This is a genomic window from Clostridium sp. 29_15 (assembly GCF_001916075.1).
In the GTDB taxonomy this organism is placed as follows: domain Bacteria; phylum Bacillota; class Clostridia; order Clostridiales; family Clostridiaceae; genus Clostridium; species Clostridium lentum.
Map to the genome: position 1 here is coordinate 12,743 of NZ_MNRT01000041.1, position 22,880 is coordinate 35,622.

The window sequence follows — 22,880 nt, forward strand, 5'->3', positions numbered from 1 at the left end:
TTTATACCTCCATTACCTTAACTCTTTTTTATAATAATTTTACCACATTTATATATGTTTTTAACTATTTTTTACTAAATTTTACTAAAAAATATTATTTAAACCCAGCCCTAAGACTGGGTTTTGTATATTATGCCATTTCAGCATTTCTTTTTTCTTCTAACTTATTGATAATTTCATCTTGGAATTGTCCTTCGATCTTATATCCTTTTTTATAAATTATAAAGGCTATAATACTTATTACTGAAGGTATACCAATCATTAAAACTCTCATACCAAATATTGTACCAGCTGTTTGAACTACATTTGCTTTATATCCTACTATTGTTAAACCTACACCGATTAACCATGCAGAAACTGCTGATGCACCTTTAACTAAAAGTGTTTGGAATGAAGCTATAATACTTTCATTTCTAGTACCAAATTTAACTTCGTTATAATCAATAACGTCAGCAAGCATAACTGTTGTTGCTCCTAAGATAAATCCTGTACCCATCTTCATGATAATTCCTGAAGTTGCTATTAATGTTGCATTTGTTGGCATAAATATTCCTACTAATAATAACATTATTAAACCAACTGCTGGTAAGTAACATGCCATTCTAAATACATTTCTCTTACTCATTTTCTTTGATATTATTGGGAATAATATTAAAGCACTGATTTCAGCAAGTGAAGCAAATGCTGTAAATACTGAATACATATTTTCATTTCCTGTAACATATTTGAAATAATAGATTGCCATACCACCTGCTAATTGAGCAACTAAGTTGTAAGCTAATACTACACCAATATATACTAATAATTGATCATTTTCTTTAATTACTTTAAACGCTTGTTTTAATGTTGTCTTTTCAGCTGATTGTCCTGATGAAGCCATATTGCAGCTACTATCTTTAACATTTACCACTGTAATTATTGATGATATAACAAATATTACCGAAATTATAATTGCTAATTTTCCATATCCTATTGTTTGGTCTCCACTACCTAGCTTATTAACCATTGCTAAACCAAATGCTCCTATAATAAGCCATGCTGAACTAGCAAAAATTCTTGGAATAACTGACATTTGATCTCTTTCTTCCTTAGTCTTAGATAATGAAGGAAGCATTGACCAGTATGGTATATCCATTAATGTATATGTCATTCCCCATAAAATATACATAACTGAGAAATAAGCATAAAGGCTTGTCCCTGTTAAATTTGGCTTTTTAAATAAGAAAATTAATACTACTGCATTAACCAATGTTCCAAGTAAAATCCATGGTCTAAATTTACCATATTTACTTCTTGTATTATCAACTATCATCCCCATCATTGGATCATTAAAAGCATCCCATACTCTAGCTACTAAAAATAAGTTCCCAACAAATAGCGGTGATATTCCAACTAAGTCTGTTAAGTAAATCATTAAGTATGATGAAACTATAGCATAAACTAAATCTTTACCTAAGGCTCCTACACCAAATGAATATTTTGTTTTAAAAGATAAATTCATATTTCCCATCCCTTTCATTTTCAATTTCACATTTATCTTTGAAACTGTTTACATCTGTTACAAGATTTATGATAACATTTTCACCAATAATTTGCAAGAGTTTTTTACTATTTTTTACTATCTTTTTTATATACATTTTACTAAAAAGTTAAAAATAGACTGTATAACCATCTTATACAGTCTTATTTTAAGCCTATTTACAAATAAATTTTATTATCTTGCTATCATAATCTCCAATTAATTTTATATCAATTCCTTGATTCATTAAATAGCTTCCGCTTTTTTCAATTTCTTCTTCATTTATTTGGAATTTATAAATTTTATCACCATCTAATCCTCTAAGCTTTACCCTTGCAGCTCTATGTCCTAACTTACTTTGAGGTAAGAATGCAAATAATAATACCTCTCCCTCTTTTAAGTATTGGAATAGGGCATAATCATTTTCAGATGTGTTTTCTAGCCTATAGAAACTTCCTTCTTGAACTATATGACGAATATTTTTATATTCATTAATCATCTCTTTAGAAAGCTCTATTTCATCTTCACTTAACTTTAATATATTACAGCCAATGCCTAGTGTACCCATCATGGCACTATGGTATCTAAATTTCATAGGTATTACTCTTTGTGATAAAAAATTTGGGCAATCTGTCACCCAAGCTCTCATGGCCTTTATTGGATAAATATATGAATAACTATTTTGAATTTTTAATCTATCATATGCATCAGTATTGTCACTTGTCCAGAAATCATCAAATATACCTAGTATACCATAATCAGTTCTTCCTCCACCTGAAGCACAAGCTTCAAATAATACATCTGGATGCTTCTTCTTTAATTCTTTTACAATATCATAAATTGCTTCAATATGCTTATACCAGATATCTTTTTCAACACCAGCTTGTGATATAGGTCTATTAGCATCCCATTTTATATAATCTATTTCATATGAAGATAACAAATTGTCTAGCATTTGGTAAACAAACTCTTTAACTTCTTTTTTAGTCATATTTAATACATATTGTCCTCTTGAAGTATCACTAGCTCTAGTTTCATAGTGATATATCCAATCTGGATGCTCTTTATATAAGCTTGCTAACGGATTTACCATCTCAGGCTCAACCCATATACCAAATTTCATATCTAACCCCTTAACTTCATCAATCAAAGGTTTTAAACCATTAGGAAATTTTTCTTCATTTACATACCAATCACCAAGACCATTATATATACAATCTCTTTCACCAAACCATCCATCATCAACAACAAATAATTCTGCTCCTATTTCCTTTGCTTTTTTAGCTAGTTTTATTTGTTCATTACAAGTAACTTTAAATTCAGTAGCTTCCCATGAATTATATAATACTGGTCTTAAACCACTTCTTAAAATATTATCATTAGCAAACTTATGCAGATTATGGCTCATTCTTTCAAAACCTCTGCTTGTATATCCACATATAATTGCTGGCGCTATAAAACTCTTTCCTGCTTCAAGAGATAATTCAAAATCAAATTCATTAATTCCCATTTGAACTAAAGTTTCACCATATTGCGTCTGTTCAACAACACCTTTGAAGTTTCCGCTTAGCTTTAAAGCTCCAAAATAAACTTCCCCTGTACTTTCTGTGGCATCTTTATCTAAAATAAAATGAGGATTATGATTATGAGTTGATATTCCTCTTCTATTTTCAATAACTACTTTTCCAAAGCTCATCTTTTGAGTGAATCTTTGTTGTTCAGCTCCCCAATGTCCACGAGTATTAGAAAAATTTAATCCTTCATATGGAATATGGAATTGAGCACTATGTATCTTTTCCACCAATACTTGATCTTTAGTATTATTTACAATTTCAACCCATCTTTCCATAAGATCATAATCATAATGTGATCTATAATGTAAATTTACATCAAAATAATAATGATTATCTTTTAATTTTATGATTAGTTCTTGTCCATTTATTTCATATCCTTCATATCGTAATACTATTTCTCTTGTCTTATCACTAAAATTAACTTTTAAACAAGTTTCTTTATATCTTAATCCTCCATGCACTGGAAACTCTTCTGGAGTTATTTCATGAACTGGATCATTAGTTGATACTTCATTTAAAACAGGCATTTGGAAGTCATTAATATTATCAATTCTATTTCCCCAATATAAATGCCTTATAAGTCCTAAATTATCAACTCCAAAGATATAAGATGTATTTTTAGTTTCAATGCTAAATATATTTTGATTTTCATTAATCTTAATTCCCATAATTTCTCCTTTTTCAATCCCTTTACTAAGATAACGTTTTCTTAATTAGATTATAATATACTCATAGTAAAAAAATCAATATTTTTACTAAATTTCATTATAAAATTTTACTATTTCCTTTAAATATGGCTCTAAGATATCATCATTTTCAAAATATAACTCATGTTTGCCATTATCAAATCTAACAAATTTACAATTTTTAGCATATTTACGAAAAGTATTATGTCCTTCATCATTTACAAAAGTATCTTTTCCTGATTGAAATAATAAAATTGGAATTTGAATTTTCTTTATATTTTCTTCTTTTTTTAATTTTCTTGTTGCTTTTATTGCTTCATTAATCCACTTAAAAGATCCTCCATTTCTCTGAAGCACTTCATTTGCTCGTAATGCATTTAAATGTCGTGAATATCTATATTGGTTTGATGTAGCTGATTCTTCTAAATTATACTCTCCATTGAAAGGACCTTGTCCAAAAATATAATTATTACCTTTTCCAACATATATAAAGAATTTACTGATTAAATAAGCCATATTTTCACTATAATTTCCTGTGTTTATTTCCATCATCGGTGAACTTAATACAGCTTTTTCAAAATATTCTTGATATTTTTCTAAAAATAAAGCTCCAATGCCTCCACCCATAGAATGAGCAAATAAAAATACAGATTCACCTTTCTTTTTCACTACTTCATCCATAAAAATCTTTAAATCCTCTATATAGTAATCAAAGCTATCTATATGAATTTGACTCTTTTCCTTAAAATTTAAATTAGATGATCTTCCATGACCTCTATGTTCTAGACCATATACCGAATATCCCATTTCTGTAAAGTAATAAATAAGTTCAGTATACTTTTCTAAACATTCAGTAAATCCATGGCTTATAACAATGATTCCCTTTTCATCTTGAACAATAAATTTTTCATAATAGATATTTATATTATTACAACCTTTAAAATACCCACTTTCCTTCTTTGTATTTAATTTTCTTTCCACATATCTAATAATTTCTTCATCTTGTCCATAATTTGAACAAAATATATTTGCTATTTCATTCATTTTTATCCCTCTTTTTAGTTTTATATGTACAACCTAATCATATATTATACTACTATTCATTGTAAATATCGAAAAATAAAGAAGTATGAACTTTTTTTAAATAATCATACTTCCTTTTCAATATATGGCTATATTATTCTCTTTACACTTTCTCGAATCACAAACTCCGATGGTACTATAACCTTTTTAGCATAGCGCCTATCATTAGAAAGTTTTTCTACCATAAGTTCTACAGCTACCTCTCCTAAGTATTCTGTATGTACAGAAACTGATGTCAATGGTGGATTAGTATATTGAGACACTATTGTATCATTAAAAGCAATTATACTGATATCTTTTGGAACTTCATATCCAGCTTCCTTAAGTCCCCTTATAACCCCTACTGCCACTGCATCATTTGATGCGAATAAAGCTGTTGGAAGACTATCATTATTTTTTAAATACTCACTTATTGAACGATATCCACCATCATATGTCATTTTACTATCTATAATAAACTGCTCATTATATAGCGATTTTTCTTTCATATATTCATTATAAAATTTCAATCTATCATCAAGACTAAATATCTTTAAATCATTTAGTGTTTTTTTTGAACCAACAAACCCTATTTTTTCATGACCCATTTTAGTAAAATAATTTAACGCTTGGAATACACCTAATTTAAAATTAGTTTTAACCCCATCATATATTTCATCATTTGGACTTGAATCAAGGAAGACTAAATTAGAAGAAATTGCTGATACTTCTTTTACTTCCTCTTCTGTAAATTTACCAATGCAAATGATTCCATTTAGCTTAGTGTCTTCAAACAATTGATAAGCTCCCCCATTTTTAAATACACTTACTACTTTTATACCTTTTTGAAAACATTGCTTTTCAACTATACTTCTTAAAAAAAGATAATATGGATCTTGCAGTTGTTGTGCAACATCAAACATTTCAACAATTCCAACTACATAGATATTCTTACTTTTATTCTTTCTTTGCTTTGCTGTCTTATATTTCAATTCTTCTGCTACTCTCAATATTTGTATCCTTGTCTCATCAGAAACTACAATCTTAGAATCGTTATTTAAAACTCTCGATACAGTAGCTAAAGAAACTCCTACCTTATCAGCTATTTCCTTTAAAGTTGCCACTTTTACCCCCTATAATGCCTTTTTACTTTATTATAATATATTTTATAAATAATTACACTACTTACATCTCTTATTTATACAGCCCCCAACTTTAATAATATGAATTTTTCTTTTAGTCTCTTCTTAATCTTATTGTATGCATCTTCACATGTACAATGGCAACAATAAAAAATGTTTCTTTATCCTTTAGTGCTTTAGTAATACTCTCAATAAAATTATCATTTATTAAATCTGAAGAAGGTGTAAATTTGAAAACTTTATTTATTAAAATTTTTGTATATTTCGCTTTATTTTCACTATTAATTTCATGCTTTAATTGTGTATACAGTAATGCTTATGATAAAATTAACACAGAAAAAGTTGTATATTTAACCTTTGATGATGGTCCTAGTAAAAACACCTCTAAAATTTTAGATATCCTTAAAACAAATGATGTACATGCAACTTTTTTCGTAATTTGTCCTTACATAGAGTCCCATAATGCTCTAATAAAACGTGCTTATGATGAAGGTAATGCTATTGGCAACCATACTCATAATCACGAATTTAAATATATATATTTATCAGAAGAAGCTTTTTGGAATAACTTTAATAAACATCAAAACTTCCTTAAAGAAATAACTGGAAAAGATTGTACAATATTTAGATTTCCTGGTGGATCTCATAACACTTTAGTTAGAAATGCTCATGGAAGTTCTTTTACAGAAAACATCATATTAAAGCTAAATGAACAAGGTATAAATTGTTATGATTGGAATGTTGATTCTGGAGATGCCAAAGGAAATAATATTCCCGCTACAACCATCTATAACAATGTAGTTAAAGATTCAAAAGATAAAGATGGACATTTAAAATCACCAGCTATCGTCCTTATGCATGATTGTATGACAAAAACAACAACTGTTGAAGCATTGCCAAAAATAATTGAATATTTTAAAGAGCAAGGTTATAAATTTGATACTTTAAATTAAAATAGGAGCTTAAATTTTTAGCTCCTATTTAATATCAAATTTATATTTACAAATTAAAATTCATATTGGCATTATATTGACCAGTAGACATTAAATATCTTTTTAATACTTTCGATGAATAAACTTTAAAAGGAAGTAAATCGCTTATATTAATAGAATATTCTTCTGACTTTATAGCTTTTCTTATTTCTTCTATAGTACTACATTCTTTATTGAAAGTAGTAAATATAGCCCCTATCTGTAAAGGAGTATGGCTATCGCTTCCTGTAACTATATTAACAGAAAGCTTTTTAGATAGCTCAATAAGTTCATTTTTAGCTTTTGTTTCCCCTTTTCTAAATATATCTTTAGCATTTAAGTCAATGGCATCTAACCTTTTTAAACTTTCTTCTGAATGCTTAAAAAGCTTGTGTCCCTTTCTACAAGGATGAGCTCCAATTTTCAAACAGTTATAAATATCTGACATATCTAGTAATTCTTCAAATTCAATCAAATTTTCTTTTTCCATGTATTGTTCTAAGATTTTATGAATATCCATTATGTCATCTCTATCTCCTGCTATTATAACGTGGCCCTTTCCTTTCACATTAACTTCTAATGCTGGGAATATAGCTACTCCATCAACCATATATCTATTTCCTTCATATATATAGTTTTCTTCTAAATATTTATATATTACATTGAAGCATATAGCATTAAAATGCTCACATAAAATTATTCCATCTATCTTATTTTCCTTGGCATATTTTATTTCATTTAAAAAAAAATTTTCATTAAAATCTTTTCTTTTACTTAGCAAACCATGAACATGGAAGTCTATGTTCATACTGTTTTCTCCTTATTAATTATTTTTTAATCTATACAAAACTTTAATTTTCATCTTATTATATGTATATGCTTAATATGAGATTTCTGCCTACATATTAATATAATAATTATTATTGTATTTTCATCTCTTTTATACTTTACAAATATATTTTTTTATATAATAATAATTCTTATATAACTTTATATTATATAGGAGGTACTTATGGAAAATATAATTTTAGAAGAAGGAATGAAAGCACCTGATTTCACACTTCCTGGTTCAGATGAAAAAAACCATAAATTAAGTGATTATCTTGGAAAAAAAGTTGTTCTATATTTCTACCCAAGAGACAATACCCCTGGCTGCTCAAGAGAAGCTGAAGCATTTAGAGATAATGCTGAAGAATTCAATAAGAATAACACTGTAATACTTGGAGTTAGCAGAGACACTATAGCTTCACATAATAAATTTATAGCTAAGTATGATTTACCTTTTGTACTTTTATCAGACAGAAGTGAAGAAGTTTGTAAATTATATGATGTCCTTAAGGAAAAAACTATGTGTGGACGTACAGGAATAGGTGTAGAACGTAGTACTTTTATAATTAACGAAGAAGGAACTATAACTAAGATTTATAGAAAAGTAAAAGTTGCCGGCCACGTAGATGATGTAAAATGCAACCTTTAGGAACTCCAATGGAGTTCCCTCCTCAATTTTTCATTCTTAATTAAATTTCGTTCCTTCTTTAAGCATCTCTTTGAATTTGTTCCACTCTACAAACTCTCCCCCCATACTCTCAAGATGATTGGTATGCATTTGACAATCTATAAATAAAAACCCTTCTTCTTCTAGCTTCTTAGCTAAAGATATCAGTGCAGCTTTTGAAGCATTGCTTACCTTTGAAAACATACTTTCTCCAAAGAAACATTTCCCTATTTTAACTCCATAAAGACCACCTACTAACTGCTCATCTTCATATACTTCAACACTAGATGCTAATCCTAAGTTATGTAATTTTATATATGCTTCTTTCATATGGTCTGTTATCCATGTACCTTCTTGACACTCCCTAATCTCCTTGCAATTTGAAATCATGGCAGCAAAATCATTATCAAAAGTTATTTTAAACTGATTCTTCTTTAAAATTTTCTTCATGGAATTTGATATTTTAATTTTACTTGTGTAAATAATAAACCTTGGTTTAGGGCACCACCATAATATTTCCTCTCCTGGATTATACCAAGGAAATATTCCATTACAATATGCTAGTATTAATCTTTCTACAGATAAATCACCGCCTATAGCTAATAATCCATCTTCTTCTGATAATTCAGGATTTGGAAATACTATTTCATTATTTAATCTAAATACTGCCATTTTCTTTTCCTCACTACTTAATTTTTTATTATATGTTGTATTATACCGTATTTCATCTGTTATAATATATAAAGAGGTGTAAAAATATGAAAAATTTATCAAAAGTACTTATAGGTATACTGGTAGTAATAATAATCATAGCTATACCAGTAGTTAGTGGCTACAATAACTTAGTAGCTTTAGAGCAAAAAGTTGATACTGCTCAATCTAATATTGATACTCAACTTCAAAGAAGATCAGATTTAATTCCAAATCTAGTGAGCACAGTAAAGGGATATGCTAACTTAGAAAGCGAAATTTATACAAATATCTCTGATGCAAGAAGCAAACTAGCAGGTGCTTCTACCATCCAAGAAGAAGCTGCTGCTGACCAGGAGTTAACTAGTGCTTTATCAAGACTTCTTGTGGTTGTAGAAAACTATCCTGATTTAAAATCAAGTTCAAATTTTCAAGACTTAACTATTGAACTTGAAGGTACAGAAAATCGAATTACTATAGCCCGTCAGGATTATAATGCTGCTGTTACCGAATATAATACTAAGAGGAGAAAGTTCCCAAGCAATATAATTGCTTCTATTTTTAATTTTGAACAAAAGCCATTATATAAAGCTAGCGAAGGTGCTGAAACTGCTCCTTCTGTAGATTTTTCAAGTTAATATATAATGAAACTTTTTAAAAAGGTATTATTAATTTCTTCTCTTTTATTAGTATGTATTTATTCTATTACCTTTGCGGCAAATACCAAATTCCCTTCAGTTACAACCAATAAGTATATTAATGATTATACTGGAACAATTTCAAAAAATTATACTGAAAAAATTATATCAATTGGTAAGGAACTTGAAGAAAAAACAACTGCACAATGTGTTATTGTAGTAATAAATTCCACTAATAATGTACCTATAGAGAAATATGCAAATGAATTATTTCGCTCATGGGGTATCGGTACCTCTGAAAAAAATAATGGTCTTTTAATATTATTAGCTATGGATGATAGAAATTGGAGAGTTGAAGTAGGTAAAGGTCTTGAAGGTGCTGTACCAGATGTACTTAGCAACAAAATTATGACTTCTTATGGAAAGCCTTATTTCCGTGATGGAAATTATAATGACGGTCTCTTGAATTGTTATTATGAATTTTCTAATAAAATTGCTGAAGAATATGGAGTTTCCTTAACTTCCCTAGAAAATATAAATGTTTCTTCTAAAGATTACAACAATAATAACTCTTCATCTAATACTTCCAATAAGGTTATTCCTGGAGTTATTATACTACTTATCTTTTTAGATATCATTTTAAATAGAGGAAGAGTATGCCGTACTTTTTTACAAATGATAATTATCTCTAGTCATCATCGTGGTCCTAGAGGCGGTGGTGGCGGATTTGGTGGTGGCAGCAGCGGATTTGGTGGTGGAAACAGTGGTGGAAACGGCGGATTCGGTGGTGGCTCTTCCAATGGTGGAGGTTCTTCAGGTTCATGGTAAAATTTTTACCCAATAATAAATAATTTTTAAATAAAAAAAAATAACCATAAGAGAAATCTTATGGTTATTTTTTATATTATTTTCTTAATTATTTGCTTAATTGAGCTTTAGCAACTTCTACTAAATCAGCAAATGCTTTTGGATCGTTTATAGCTATTTCAGATAACATTTTTCTGTTCATGTCGATTCCAGCTAATTTCATTCCGTTCATGAATTTTGAATATGATAATCCATTCATTCTTGAAGCAGCATTGATTCTAGCAATCCATAATCTTCTGAAATCTCTCTTCTTTAATCTTCTTCCTACATATGCATTTCTTAATGCTCTTATTACAGTTTCATTAGCAGTTTTAAATAATCTGCTCTTTCCACCGTAGTAACCCTTAGCAAGTTTTAATACTTTTTTATGATTTTTACGTGAATTAACCGCTCTTTTAACTCTAGCCATTCTTAGTTCCTCCTAGGTAATAATATTATAGGTATGGTAATAATTTCTTCATTGCTTTTTCTTGAGTAGTTGAAACATAAGCACCTTTTCTTAAGTTTCTCTTTCTCTTAGCGCTTTTCTTAGGATATGGCTCTTAAAAGCTTTAGCTCTTTTAAGTTTACCTGTACCTGTCTTTCTAAATCTCTTTGCTGCACCTTTATGTGTCTTCATTTTTGGCATGATAGTAACTCCCCTCTACTTTTGTTTTTTTGGCTTATCTATATGTGCAAACCTCTTTATGAAAAAAATAGAGGCAGCATGAAGCCGCCTCTACTATTTATAAACACTAGAATATCTCTTTTCTAGATATAATTCAATAGCTCTATACCTTACTAAGCTCTGCCGTAAGGTGAGAAACGGCTTGTTTCTACTTTACAAACACTATTGTATCATCTTTTTTTCACCCTGTCAATTTTTTTTATATTTATTATATATAAATTTTTAGTTAGATAACCCTTTATAGTTTGTTTTTATAATTATTTAACTTATATATATTTTTAATATACTATATGCCTAATTAACTATTTATTCTTTTTCTTTTTATTTAAATAGAAACCTACACCTGCACTTACTACACCTATTGCAGATAAAATTCCTGAACTAACCACACTACCTGTTTTTGGCAGTGATTTACTTGGTTTGATTTCTGGTTTGACTTCTGGTTTAACTTCTGGTTTCACCTCAACTTCTGGAGTCCCAGGAACTTCAACATTAGTTGGAATAGCAAATCCTTTTTGAGAAGTCGTTTCATTGCCTTCTAATGTATTCTCATACATTAAATAATAAGCTGATGCAGACCAACTGAAGTTTTTAGTATGTAATCCTTTTCCAGTTAATGGATTGTAATTTTCTCTTATTGGTCCATCTCCCATTAATCCTTCAGCATTATTGAACATCTTTTTAGCAGATGTCACTGCTTGATCATAGTAACCATAGTTCTGAAGAGCTTCAACTCCATATAAGGCTTGGTCTAACCAAACTGGTCCTCTCCAATATTGATTTGCACTGAAACTTGGATTATCTTGAGAAGCTGTTCCAAATGGTACAGTTGTATTGAATTTATTTCCATCTAACATATTTTCTACAACTTTATCTGCTTCTTCTTTAGTAGCCATTTTAGCCCATAATGGTATCCAACCTTCTGGTCCTTTTCCTCTATTAACTAGTAATTTCTTCTTTGAACCATCTTCATTTATTTGTAAATCATAGAAATATCCACTTTCTTTGTCAAACATATTTTTACTTACATATTCTCTTACGAACTCTGCTTCTTCAGTATATTTTTTAACATCTTCAGTTTTTCCTAAAACCTCAGCCATTGATTTTAAGAATCCTTTTTCAGCATAAAGGTATGCATTTAAGTCTACTGATTCTTGATTTATAGAATATCCTAAAACCCTTCCATCTTCAGATTTATTTTCAAATACATCTATACCTGTATCTTCTTCACCATATCCTCCAACATCAAATCTTGGAGCATTATCCATTCCACTTTCCCAAGCTGCTGCTAATGAAGGTTTAGAGTTTCTTTCATTCCAATTTCCACCGTCTCCTCCTCTGGCTTCATCTTTGTTATAGAATATAGCATCAATTATTGTTCCAGAATCTTGTGGTCTTAATTTATCATCTTCTTTAATTTGGTAATCAAATAATGCTCTTATATTATTTTTAGCTAATTCTCCATCAAATTTTGCTGTAGCTACTGCTTGTTTCCATGAATCCCAAGCTCACATTCCAATAAACCATTTATATGACATTGAAGGAACTACACCATCATGTAATATATCTCCTGCTGCACTTCTCCAGTTAGTAGTTAATGTCTCAATAGATTTTATAGCTGCATTTTTATAACTTTTATCATTATTCCCTTTTATATTAGCAAAAGTCTTATCTAAGTAACCTTGCCAACGAATATTATTTTCTTCAAAATATTTTTCTGAATTCTTAAACATATCTTGAATTTTTGATTGCTCTTTATTTAACTCCTCTATTGTAAATGTATACGTTTGCGTTGAATTTATTGTAAATGATTCATTTGACTTAATAACTACTGGAGCTATAAGGTTTGTTTTATAAGAGTTTCCTTCAACTATAGTTTTAGTCTCACCTTCATAATTAACTACAAATTTAGTTTCTTCTGTTGAGAAGTAGCTCCAAGTTTCTCTAATTTTAGAGAAGTTGACTTGCACTCCATTTTCAGTAGCTTGTAAGCTTTGTCCTAATTTATATACTTGGCCACCTTCTTTTTCTTTGAATTGATTAAATATATTTCCTGTCCATTCTAAGTTTAAATTTAAATCTTTATCTGTTTTATTATCAATTTTAGTTCTTATTAATGCAGTTCTATTAGAAGCAAATATTAATTCTAAAGTTAATTTAAAATCTGTTAAATCATAAGTTTGAACTAATTTTCATTTAGATTATTTACTTGTCCAATTTTCGGAGATTTTTTTGTATAAAAACAACTCCCAATAATTTTATGTTAAAATTTATTCAAATAAATTTCTCTATACTAACATATTTATTTTTTTTATATAAAATTTTAAACTATTTTTTAAATTTTAATTAAAGCCTCCTAAAAATATAAAATATCACCATAAGTAATCGTTATCAAATAAATTCTACTTCTAAATATATATTTTGTGATAAGCTTTACACTTCAGCCTTAAGACTATCTATTATTTGAGTAGGAACTTTATTTATTTCTTCTATAAATTTATTTATATTAATTCTTATTTTTGGTAATATTGGAAATATTGAATACATTTTTTATTAATGTTAGACTTATTTATATACATTTTTTTCTAGGAGGTATATTATATGGGATTTTTAAAACCTAATTTTGAAAAGGAAGGTAAAGGTGTTTCTAAAGATACACCTGAAAAGACTGGTTTCGCTTTATTTGTAGATACATTGATTAGGGAATTTTGGAATTTAATAAAACTTAATTTCTTATTTCTACTATTTTCTATTCCAATAATCACCATTCCAGCTTCTTTTGCTGCTTTAACTAATGTTTCTATGAAAATTGCTCGCCAACAACATATATTTGTATTTTATGATTTTAAGGAATCATTTAAAAAGAATTGGAAGCAATCTTCACTTTTAGGTATAATTTTTCTATTATTATTTTCATTAATAACTATTTCCTTAATTTTTTATTCTAATGCATCATCTAATAATAATCTTTTATACGTACCTTTATTTATTTGTATTTTTATTAATTTGCTATTGGCCTTTTCATTTATATACAGTTTCCCTTTATTAACAACTGTAAAATTATCCTTAAAAGATATTTTTAAAAATTCATTCCTTTTAAGTATAATTTCATTAAAAAACACTTTAATTGCTATTGCCCTAGCTATTATAATCTTTTCAATAAGCATATTTTTATTGCCATTTACAATTTTTATAATTTTCACTTTAAGCTTTAGCTTGATTGCCTTTGCCAATGCATTCTTTAGTTGGCCTGGGATACAGCAGTATGTAATAAAAAACTAAAATTAAGAAAGCAAATGAGACTAACAACGCTCATTTGCTTTCTTAATTTTACTAAATATTATATTTTGTACTTATTGGCTCAATTTTCATTAACATACTTTTATATTCAGGAAACTCTTTAATAATTCTTGCTATAAGCTTTTGGCAAAATTGCCTTCTTAAAATTTCATTAGTATTTAAAGTACTTTTATATCCCCATAAATGAGTATATCTTTTTTGCTTTCCGCTTAATAATCTCTCTATTGTTTCCATTTCATAAATCTTCAAATTCATCTTTTCTGCAACCATAGATATTATCCTCTGCTCAGCAAAAACCATATTAGTTATCCTATTGTCATCAACCTTTGCATTCTCCATAAATACTATGGCTGCCTTTGTATATTCCTTGATAAATTTTTTATCATTAAAATAAGCAAAAGCTGTATTACAAGGCTCTACTTTCCAGTTCCATGCATCATCAAAACTATACCCTTCCTTAAGATTAAAATATTCCTTCTCTGGGTATACTAAAGGATCTATTCCTTCTCTATGAATAACAGCTAAACTACTTTCTTTTATTAATTTCTCTAGTGGCTTCCATACGATAAAGTCTGTATCTATCATTGCTATAGGCCCATCTTCCATGGATAAAGCATAAACTTTCCCTGCTGCCCAAAATATCTCCTTGTTTACTAAATCATATATACCATCTAATTTACATTCTATACCTAAATCCCATATAGCTTCTATACCGATTTTTTTATAATACTCTTTTCCAGTCTTATCAGTAACCATCTTTATACTGCCATTTTTTTCTCGCCATTTTAATGCAGATAATATGGTCATCAATATTTCATAATCCTTCATTTCATAAGTGCTACTATTTATTAAATATGGTGCTGTCCAGTTTGAATGAAATGCCTTCATTAATTAAATTAACCCCTCATATCAGCTCTACCCCATAGCAACAGTAAGAAGACCCTACTTTTGAACCCTCTTTTTTTACTGCACTTGTTGAATAGAGTTTCTTTCTTATGTTTTCTTCTCTCATTATAAATAACTCTTTTTCATCTTTTATTGTGTATATCATCTTACCATCGTCTAATCTTATTGGATACCTTAACTTACTATTCATAAATTATATTCTCCTATAAATATGTTAATGCTATTTTAATAAACTTCTAATTATTCTTGTGGCATCCATATATTTTGCTATTGACTTACCATAATTTAACCTGTTTATTATTCTTGATAAAAATTCAGACATATCAACAGCATTAAACCATTTTGCTTCTCTAAGCTCTGGTGAAATATATGTTAAATTAGTTGAATATACTTTAGCAATTATTCCATCACTATAATATTCATTAAACTTTTCAAGTCCTTCCGTAAAGAAAGCAAATGTTGTTGCAACATAGACATTTTTTGCATTCCTCTTCTTTAATTCTAATGCTATATCAAGCACTGATTCACCAGAAGCTATCATATCATCAACAATTAAAACATCTTTCCCTTCAACTTCTCTTCCCATATATTCATGTTCTACAATTGGGTTCTTTCCATTAACAACTGTTGAGTGATCTCTTCTCTTATAAAATAATCCTACATCTACTCCTAATACGCTAGAATAATATATAGCTCTATCCATAGCCCCTGTATCAGGACTTATAACTAATAGTTTTTCCTTATCTAAAGATAAAGTATCTTCATTAGATATTAATGATTTTACTATATCGTAAGTTGGATATAAATTTTCAAATGATAATAGAGGAATTGCATTTTGCACATTAGGATCATGAACATCAAATGTTAATATTTCATCTACACCTAATCTTTCTAACTCTTGTAATGCTAAAGCACAATCTAAAGATTCTCTTCCTTTTCTTCTATGTTGCCTTGATTGATATAAAAGAGGCATTATAACAGTAATTCTTGCAGCCTTTCCTCTTATTGCTGATACTGTTCTCTTAATATCTTGAAAATGTTCATCTGGACCTTTATGATTAGTAAATCCAAACATCTTATATGTACAGCTATAGTTTCCTACATCGCATAATATATATATATCTTTTCCTCTAACTGTTTCTGGAAGTTTAACCTTACCTTCACCATTTGAAAAACGTATTTCATTTGTTGGTATTAATAAAGATTCTTCAGTATTTCTCTTTTGCTGTATAATTTTATTTACTTGCTCACCTAGTTCTCTACAACTTTCTAAAGCAATTATTCCTAGTTCATGATTTATTTCGCTCATTTTTTACACCCCTTCTTCTACCACTTTATTGACCTTTAGTAATTATATACTATTTTTATATATTTTAAAACATATTTTATACTAAGCATTTTATGCTTTTTTAACTTTTATTAAATAGTATTCTATTGTATTACTCATTAAATTTCTATTAATTTATCATTTACTCTTTTAATATTCTTATTAATTATGTTAAAGTTATGTATATATTTATTATAATTAGGAGGCTAAAATGAAAATAAATTACGATAAGAAATTACTCACATATTCTATTTATGTCATATTTACTGTTATATCCATATTTATTGCTATTAGTTTAGTGTCTAATATAGGTTTAATATTTAAAACATCACTCTCATTATTAACAAGTTTTTTCTCACTAATTAAACCATTATTAATTGCCTTAGTTATTTCTTATTTGTTATACCCAATAACTAAGTATTTAGAAAAAGTATTTAAAGATAACAAATTATATAAAATAAAGAAAGAATCAAATAGAAGAATACTTTCTATAGTTTTATCCTATGTATTACTAATTGGACTAATTTTTGCATTAATATGCGGAATATATTTTATGATAGGAGGACAATTATCTAAAAATACAACTATTGCTAATATACTCTCAGATATTAATAGTTATATTAACAGTGCTTCATTTTCTAGCAACACTCTTCCTCAAGCTATTAAATCACTTAATATACCTTTATTAAATACTTTAGAGCCTTACATAGTTGATATAATAACTTCTATCCAAAATTACTTAATTACTAATATAGGAAATATGACTGCTAGTATCATGTCTATTGGTAGTAGTATTGCTTCCTTTTTAATTGCTATTGTTCTAAGTATATACCTTCTTAAAGATTCTGAATACTTCATCGGACTATGGAATAAACTTTATTATTTAGTGTTCAGGAAAACTAAAGCTGGCATATACACCAAGAAAATATTCTTAATAATTCATGATGTATTTTCAAAATTTATCCGTGGACAATTATTAGAAGCAGTATTTGTAGGTGTATTATCATCTATTGCTCTTATTATTGTAGGTATTGACTATGCTGTTGTAATTGGTATAATCGCTGGAATATGTAATATGATTCCATATGTGGGTCCTATTGTTGGTACAATTCTAGCAGCTATTATGGGACTTCTTAGTGGTAATCCTATTAAGATAATATATGCTATTATAGCCATGCTTATAGTACAGCAAATTGATAATAATCTGCTAGCTCCTAAGATTGTTGGTGAAAGCGTAGGTTTACATGCAGTATTTACGATGCTTGCCATAATAATTGGTGGAAATGCTTTTGGTCTTATAGGAATGCTTATAGCTGTTCCTTTAGCTGCTTCTTTTAGAGTTTTATTTAACATCTGGTATGAAAAAAAGGTTAATCAGATTTAAAAAATGAGCATCTGTTATATTTTTATACAGATGCTCATTTTTTAACCTGAATTTATAATATGTTCCTTCCATTGCTATCCTAAATGTTAAAAAGCATCAAGATAAACTAAATTATCTTGATGCTTTAAATTATTGTGCTAATCTTGCAGTATCTCTCGCTATCATTAACTCTTCATTAGTTGGTATAACATATACCTTAACTCTTGAATCATCAGTTGATATTTCACCAATTTCTCCTGCTATTTCATTTTTCTTAGCATCTAAATTGAATCCTAAGAACTCTAATCCTTTTAAGCTTTCACTTCTAACTAAAGCTGCATTTTCACCAATTCCTGCTGTAAACACTATAACATCAATCCCTCCCATTGCACCTGCATATGCTGCAATTTGAGTTTTAATCTTATAATGGAATATATCTAAAGCAAGTTGTGCTCTTTCATTTCCTTCTTGTGCTGCTGCTCTTACATCTCTAAAATCTGATGAAACTCCTGAAACCCCTAAAACTCCTGATTTCTTATTTAACATTTCATCAACTTGTTCTATTGTATATCCTTTTTCTTCAATTAAGAAAGATATAACAGATGGATCTATACTTCCTGCTCTTGTTCCCATCATTATTCCTGCTAATGGTGTGAATCCCATAGAAGTATCTATTGATTTTCCACCTTTAACTGCTGCTAAAGAACAACCATTTCCTAAATGACATGTAACTATCTTTAAATCTTTAATATCTTTTCCCATGACTTCAGCAACTTTATTTGAAACATATTTATGTGATGTTCCATGGAATCCATATTTTCTTACACCATATTTTTCATATAACTCATATGGTAATGGACAAATATAAGCATTCTTTGGCATTGTTTGATGGAATGCTGTATCAAACACTGCTACCATTGGAATATTTGGCATTAATTCTCTACAAGATTCAATTCCGATTATATTTGGTGGATTGTGTAAAGGTGCTAAAGCAATACAGCCTCTTATTGAATTTAAAACTTCATCAGTAATTAATACTGACTCTGAATATTTTTCACCACCATGTACTACTCTGTGTCCAACTGCTGAAATTTGATCCATTGATTTAATAACACCATATTCTTCATTTACTAATGCTTCTAATACTAATTTTATTGCATCTTTATGATCTTTTATTTCTGTATTAATAACATGCTTACCTTTTCCTGGTGTCTTTTGTGTTAAAGCAGAGCCTTCAATCCCTATTCTTTCTACTAAACCTTGAACCATCGATTCTTCATTACTCATATCTATTAATTGATATTTTAATGAAGAGCTTCCACAATTAATAACTAATGTCTTCAACTCTCTTACTCCTTTTTTATTTCATGATTATATTGTACCTAACTATTATTGTACTATAAATTTCAGGAAATTAAAAATAATTCATTATTCTAATCTTTCAGAATTGTCAATCAATTTTACTATTATATGCAGTATTAAATATTATTTAGCCATTCTATATATTCTTTATCACTACTTTCATTAGTTAACTTTTCTTTTAATGCTTTAAGTTCGTTTTCCATACCATATATCTTATAGATTTCTGGTATTAATCTCTTCTTAATTTCTTCATTCTTACTCTTCATCATCACTGCTAAAGTTTGCTTTTTAAACTCTAGATATACATTTGATCCGTATTCTTTACTTTTTTCAATTCCTGAAACAAGCATCATTTTAACAGCTTGATTTTCTGGATAAGCCATAACCATATTTAAATACCAATTAAGTAAATTTCTTTCACCTAAAAGTAACTCTTTATCTAAAAACTTTCCTTGAATTAAAGTTTGAGTTAACGAATGCCCTAATGTCGCTAAATAATGTAGTACTTCCTTATCTTCTGGAAGACTATAAAACTCAATATTACTTTTCTCTGCTCCAGCTAGTTCACTTCTTAGTTCTTTTATCATTGCGTTAAATCTATTACCAAAATTATCTTTTTGAATGAACATCTCTATTTTCTTTGATGACTTATCACTCATATTATAAACAATATTTTTTATTAAGTATCCTATTTCTGCATTTATTACACTTCCTGTAATTACTATATCAGCATTTATTTTCTTACCTATATCCTCTAGAGCTGCCTCATTATATTGTTTATTGGTTATAACTGGACCGAAATCTTTAACAAATGGCATTACCACTTTATTATTATAATCTGTATAATAATTTATCATTTCACTTACATATAGAGGAATTCCTCTTGATAACATACTTGTCTCATTATCTTTTTGATAGCCTCTTATCTCTTTTTCTCTTACAGTTTCATCTGCATAAGGAAGAACTGCTATATTTCCTTTTACTTCTTTATTATTTATAAACCATTTACTTGTTTTAAGACCATACTGCCAAACGGGATTATCTAGTACCATCATATTTATTTGTACGTCTTTCTTTGCTGTAGATACTTTTTCTTCCACTTTAAGCTTATCGAACTTATTAGATATTTTAAGTAATACATTTTTTAAATCTGCTCTTTCTAACATCATCAATTTATTTAATAAACTTTCACCTTTTTGTATTTCCTTATTTTGAAGATACGCTTGTAATAAATTTAAACCTACTCTAATATCATTTTTATTAAAATCATATACTGGTTCAATTAACTCTATTAATTCTTTGCTATAACCTTTAGCACCTAATTCACCTGAAATTACAAGTAATGCTTCCTGTGTTAAATGCCCCTCACTTAAAGCAATTTTCAGAAGTTCTTTGGCACCTTCAATATTTTTTTCATTTAACTGTTGTCTTGCTAAAAGCAATTGCGGAAGCCAGCTTCCATTTATTTCACTTGCTCTTCTTAACGCATCAATATATCCTTCCATTCCATCTTTATCTTTACATATAGATGCATACCATGGAAGACCGTTGTTTTGATTTGGATTAATAGTAAGTCCTTCCCATAAAACTTCCATTGCCTTTTCTTTTTCATCTTTTCCATAATAACTCTTAGCTAAATTAGTAAGTATTGTTCCTGTCTTTGGATTACTTTCTAGATATTCTAATAATAATTCATTAGCTTTATTAAACTCTTTATTTTTTAAATAAATTATTGCTAATGTATTATAACCTCTTTCCTTTATTGTATCTATTTCTTTCAAATGCATTGCTGCATCTTCCACATCACTTATAAAATTGTTTTGAATTGCCTTTAGTACATCGTTATATAACAAATTAGCATTATCCCAATGATTTTTTAAAGCAATTGGTAGAACTTTTTCTCTCCACTCATCCATAGTAATCTGTATTCTTTTTCCATTTTGGTCAATAATATTCATCATCTTTACATTTTCTTTAGAAGATTTATCTATTGAAATATTTGTTATCTTACTTTCTCCACTATCAGTGGAGCTATTAATCTTCTTCACATTTAAATCATTTACATCTTTTTTTTTAATTTCTTCATTAGTTTTTGTACCCTGTTCTTTTTTCCCTAATATTTTATTAAATAAACTCATCTAAATACCTCACTAAATTTTATATTATACACATTTATTGTACCATAATATTACAACTTTTTCTTTTATTAATTAATTTTTATTTATTACTATAAAAACATTAAAGTTAAAGTTTTTTTACGTAAAAAAAGGACCTAAACTAGATCCTTCTTTTAAATATTATTTTCTCTTCTTATAAATTCCTAAACCACCTAATAATGATAGTACCCCAATTGCTTCCACTGGTATTGGTGCACCAGTATTAGGCAATGTTGAAGTTGATGTTCCCTTAGTACTACTTAATGTTGTAGGTGTAGTTGATATCTTATTAGCACTTCCTAAGCTTCCAATTGTTCCACCTGTTGTTCCGCCTATTGTTCCGCCTGTTGGCCAATTAATTGATGGCCAATTACCTGATGGTTTATTTATACTTATATCTATATTAATGTTATTATCATTACCAATATTAATGTCAGTATCAATATTAATATCGTTACCAGTATCTGGTAAATCAACATCTGGAAGTTCATTTTCTCCTAAAACCCTTACAACTGCTTTTCTAGTTCTACAACTATCAGCTGTAGAAACTGTAATATATGCTTTACCAGGTGCTATAGCAACTACATTTCCATTTCCATCAACTGTAGCTACTTCTGGATTACTACTGGTAAATACTACTTCACCAGGTGAATGTAATACATTGATTGTATAGCTTTCTCCTACATGAACAATCCTTAATATATTATCAATTACAAAAGGTTGTATTAATACATCTTCATTTATACTAACTGAATCTTCTGTAATGTCTGGTGTAACAGAAATATCTGGTGCTTCTGAAGTTTCTGGGGACTGTACTGATGTTTCAGGAACAGTTATTTCAGGAAGTTCACTTACAATTTGCTCTACTGCATCTTTATAAACATTACCTGCATTATTTACATAATCGCTCCAATTAAAATCAACTGTATTATTAGTTGTACCTTCTGTTGCACTTTCATCGGCATTATTAGTAAATGAGTAATTATTAATATACTCTATCATCTTATTTTGCACATTAGATAAGGCTTCATCATTTACTGCTGCATTGGCTTCTATTGAAAATCCGCTAAAAGCAATTATTGCCATTAAAATTAATTTTCTTTTCATTCTTATTCCTCCCACAAATTAAAATTAAGCCTGCTTTAAATACCTTCA

Annotated in this window: 20 protein-coding genes and 2 pseudogenes; 6 read left to right on the plus strand and 16 right to left on the minus strand. The window is 28.5% G+C overall.

Going from position 1 to position 22,880, the window contains the following annotated elements; all coding sequences use genetic code 11:
- Positions 1 to 130: 130 nt before the first annotated feature.
- The 4 genes from melB to BHW04_RS10205 form a co-directional block, all read right to left on the minus strand.
- Positions 131 to 1,501 (minus strand): melibiose:sodium transporter MelB, encoded by a 1,371-nt coding sequence (gene melB / locus BHW04_RS10190; RefSeq protein ID WP_186834811.1) that lies wholly within the window; start codon positions 1,499 to 1,501, stop codon positions 131 to 133.
- Positions 1,502 to 1,694: 193 nt separating this feature from the next.
- Positions 1,695 to 3,761 (minus strand): alpha-galactosidase, encoded by a 2,067-nt coding sequence (locus BHW04_RS10195; protein ID WP_302631188.1) that lies wholly within the window; start codon positions 3,759 to 3,761, stop codon positions 1,695 to 1,697.
- Between the two features lie 87 nt (positions 3,762 to 3,848).
- On the minus strand, positions 3,849 to 4,823 hold the full coding sequence (locus BHW04_RS10200) for an alpha/beta fold hydrolase (protein WP_022211061.1): 975 nt from the start codon (positions 4,821 to 4,823) through the stop codon (positions 3,849 to 3,851).
- A gap of 128 nt (positions 4,824 to 4,951) precedes the next feature.
- On the minus strand, positions 4,952 to 5,965 hold the full coding sequence (locus BHW04_RS10205) for a LacI family DNA-binding transcriptional regulator (RefSeq protein ID WP_022211060.1): 1,014 nt from the start codon (positions 5,963 to 5,965) through the stop codon (positions 4,952 to 4,954).
- A 248-nt stretch (positions 5,966 to 6,213) separates the two neighbouring features.
- Here BHW04_RS10205 and BHW04_RS10210 point away from each other — a divergent pair, with 248 nt between their 5' ends.
- Positions 6,214 to 6,936: a polysaccharide deacetylase family protein gene (locus BHW04_RS10210; protein WP_302631187.1), complete on the plus strand. Its 723-nt coding sequence runs from the start codon at positions 6,214 to 6,216 to the stop codon at positions 6,934 to 6,936.
- A 46-nt stretch (positions 6,937 to 6,982) separates the two neighbouring features.
- Here the strand turns inward: BHW04_RS10210 and BHW04_RS10215 are convergent, their stop codons facing one another.
- Entirely contained in the window at positions 6,983 to 7,762 is a 780-nt protein-coding gene (locus BHW04_RS10215) for a PHP-associated domain-containing protein (protein WP_022211058.1), read from the minus strand.
- Between the two features lie 204 nt (positions 7,763 to 7,966).
- Here BHW04_RS10215 and BHW04_RS10220 point away from each other — a divergent pair, with 204 nt between their 5' ends.
- The gene (locus BHW04_RS10220) at positions 7,967 to 8,431 is read left to right on the plus strand and encodes a peroxiredoxin (protein ID WP_302699532.1); all 465 of its coding nucleotides are present in this window, start codon (positions 7,967 to 7,969) and stop codon (positions 8,429 to 8,431) included.
- Between the two features lie 36 nt (positions 8,432 to 8,467).
- Here the strand turns inward: BHW04_RS10220 and aat are convergent, their stop codons facing one another.
- Positions 8,468 to 9,121: a leucyl/phenylalanyl-tRNA--protein transferase gene (gene aat / locus BHW04_RS10225; RefSeq protein WP_302699534.1), complete on the minus strand. Its 654-nt coding sequence runs from the start codon at positions 9,119 to 9,121 to the stop codon at positions 8,468 to 8,470.
- Positions 9,122 to 9,207: 86 nt separating this feature from the next.
- Between aat and BHW04_RS10230 the strand changes: the two genes are divergently transcribed.
- Both BHW04_RS10230 and BHW04_RS10235 read left to right on the plus strand, forming a co-directional pair.
- Positions 9,208 to 9,777, plus strand: a complete 570-nt coding sequence (locus BHW04_RS10230) for a LemA family protein (RefSeq protein WP_302699536.1) — start codon at positions 9,208 to 9,210, stop codon at positions 9,775 to 9,777.
- Between the two features lie 6 nt (positions 9,778 to 9,783).
- Positions 9,784 to 10,605: a TPM domain-containing protein gene (locus tag BHW04_RS10235; RefSeq protein ID WP_186834808.1), complete on the plus strand. Its 822-nt coding sequence runs from the start codon at positions 9,784 to 9,786 to the stop codon at positions 10,603 to 10,605.
- 88 nt (positions 10,606 to 10,693) lie between these two features.
- On the opposite strand, the gene rplT is transcribed toward BHW04_RS10235, so the two are convergent.
- The 4 genes and pseudogenes from rplT to BHW04_RS10255 all read right to left on the minus strand — a co-directional run.
- Positions 10,694 to 11,053, minus strand: a complete 360-nt coding sequence (rplT, locus tag BHW04_RS10240) for a 50S ribosomal protein L20 (protein ID WP_022167232.1) — start codon at positions 11,051 to 11,053, stop codon at positions 10,694 to 10,696.
- Positions 11,054 to 11,078: 25 nt separating this feature from the next.
- A pseudogene (rpmI, locus tag BHW04_RS10245) lies at positions 11,079 to 11,272 on the minus strand (50S ribosomal protein L35).
- A gap of 341 nt (positions 11,273 to 11,613) precedes the next feature.
- Positions 11,614 to 12,579, minus strand: coding sequence for an MGH1-like glycoside hydrolase domain-containing protein (locus BHW04_RS10250; protein ID WP_302699539.1), 966 nt, complete (start codon positions 12,577 to 12,579; stop codon positions 11,614 to 11,616).
- A gap of 240 nt (positions 12,580 to 12,819) precedes the next feature.
- Positions 12,820 to 13,488: pseudogene (locus BHW04_RS10255) on the minus strand (hypothetical protein); the annotation flags it as partial.
- A gap of 424 nt (positions 13,489 to 13,912) precedes the next feature.
- Between BHW04_RS10255 and BHW04_RS10260 the strand changes: the two are divergent.
- Positions 13,913 to 14,593 carry a DUF624 domain-containing protein gene (locus BHW04_RS10260; protein ID WP_302631237.1) on the plus strand — a complete coding sequence of 227 codons (681 nt, stop codon included), beginning with the start codon at positions 13,913 to 13,915 and terminating at the stop codon, positions 14,591 to 14,593.
- Positions 14,594 to 14,644: 51 nt separating this feature from the next.
- Here the strand turns inward: BHW04_RS10260 and BHW04_RS10265 are convergent, their stop codons facing one another.
- Genes BHW04_RS10265 through BHW04_RS10275 form a run of 3 tightly spaced genes read right to left on the minus strand, consistent with a single transcriptional unit; the run spans position 14,645 to position 16,826 of the window.
- The gene (locus BHW04_RS10265) at positions 14,645 to 15,499 is read right to left on the minus strand and encodes a DUF6734 family protein (protein WP_302699543.1); all 855 of its coding nucleotides are present in this window, start codon (positions 15,497 to 15,499) and stop codon (positions 14,645 to 14,647) included.
- A 16-nt stretch (positions 15,500 to 15,515) separates the two neighbouring features.
- Positions 15,516 to 15,707 carry a hypothetical protein gene (locus BHW04_RS10270; RefSeq protein ID WP_022212542.1) on the minus strand — a complete coding sequence of 64 codons (192 nt, stop codon included), beginning with the start codon at positions 15,705 to 15,707 and terminating at the stop codon, positions 15,516 to 15,518.
- A 30-nt stretch (positions 15,708 to 15,737) separates the two neighbouring features.
- The gene (locus tag BHW04_RS10275) at positions 15,738 to 16,826 is read right to left on the minus strand and encodes a ribose-phosphate pyrophosphokinase (protein ID WP_022212543.1); all 1,089 of its coding nucleotides are present in this window, start codon (positions 16,824 to 16,826) and stop codon (positions 15,738 to 15,740) included.
- Positions 16,827 to 17,055: 229 nt separating this feature from the next.
- Between BHW04_RS10275 and BHW04_RS10280 the strand changes: the two genes are divergently transcribed.
- Complete coding sequence (locus tag BHW04_RS10280) at positions 17,056 to 18,228, plus strand: AI-2E family transporter (RefSeq protein ID WP_302699546.1); 1,173 nt, start codon at positions 17,056 to 17,058, stop codon at positions 18,226 to 18,228.
- Positions 18,229 to 18,357: 129 nt separating this feature from the next.
- On the opposite strand, the gene BHW04_RS10285 is transcribed toward BHW04_RS10280, so the two are convergent.
- The 3 genes from BHW04_RS10285 to BHW04_RS10295 all read right to left on the minus strand — a co-directional run bounded on the left by BHW04_RS10285 (position 18,358) and on the right by BHW04_RS10295 (position 22,832).
- Entirely contained in the window at positions 18,358 to 19,551 is a 1,194-nt protein-coding gene (locus BHW04_RS10285; RefSeq protein WP_302699548.1) for an acetate/propionate family kinase, read from the minus strand.
- 134 nt (positions 19,552 to 19,685) lie between these two features.
- The gene (locus BHW04_RS10290) at positions 19,686 to 21,707 is read right to left on the minus strand and encodes a tetratricopeptide repeat protein (RefSeq protein WP_302699550.1); all 2,022 of its coding nucleotides are present in this window, start codon (positions 21,705 to 21,707) and stop codon (positions 19,686 to 19,688) included.
- A gap of 159 nt (positions 21,708 to 21,866) precedes the next feature.
- A complete protein-coding gene (locus BHW04_RS10295; RefSeq protein ID WP_302699552.1) occupies positions 21,867 to 22,832 on the minus strand; it encodes an Ig-like domain-containing protein in 966 nt (321 codons plus the stop codon).
- Positions 22,833 to 22,880: the final 48 nt, after the last annotated feature.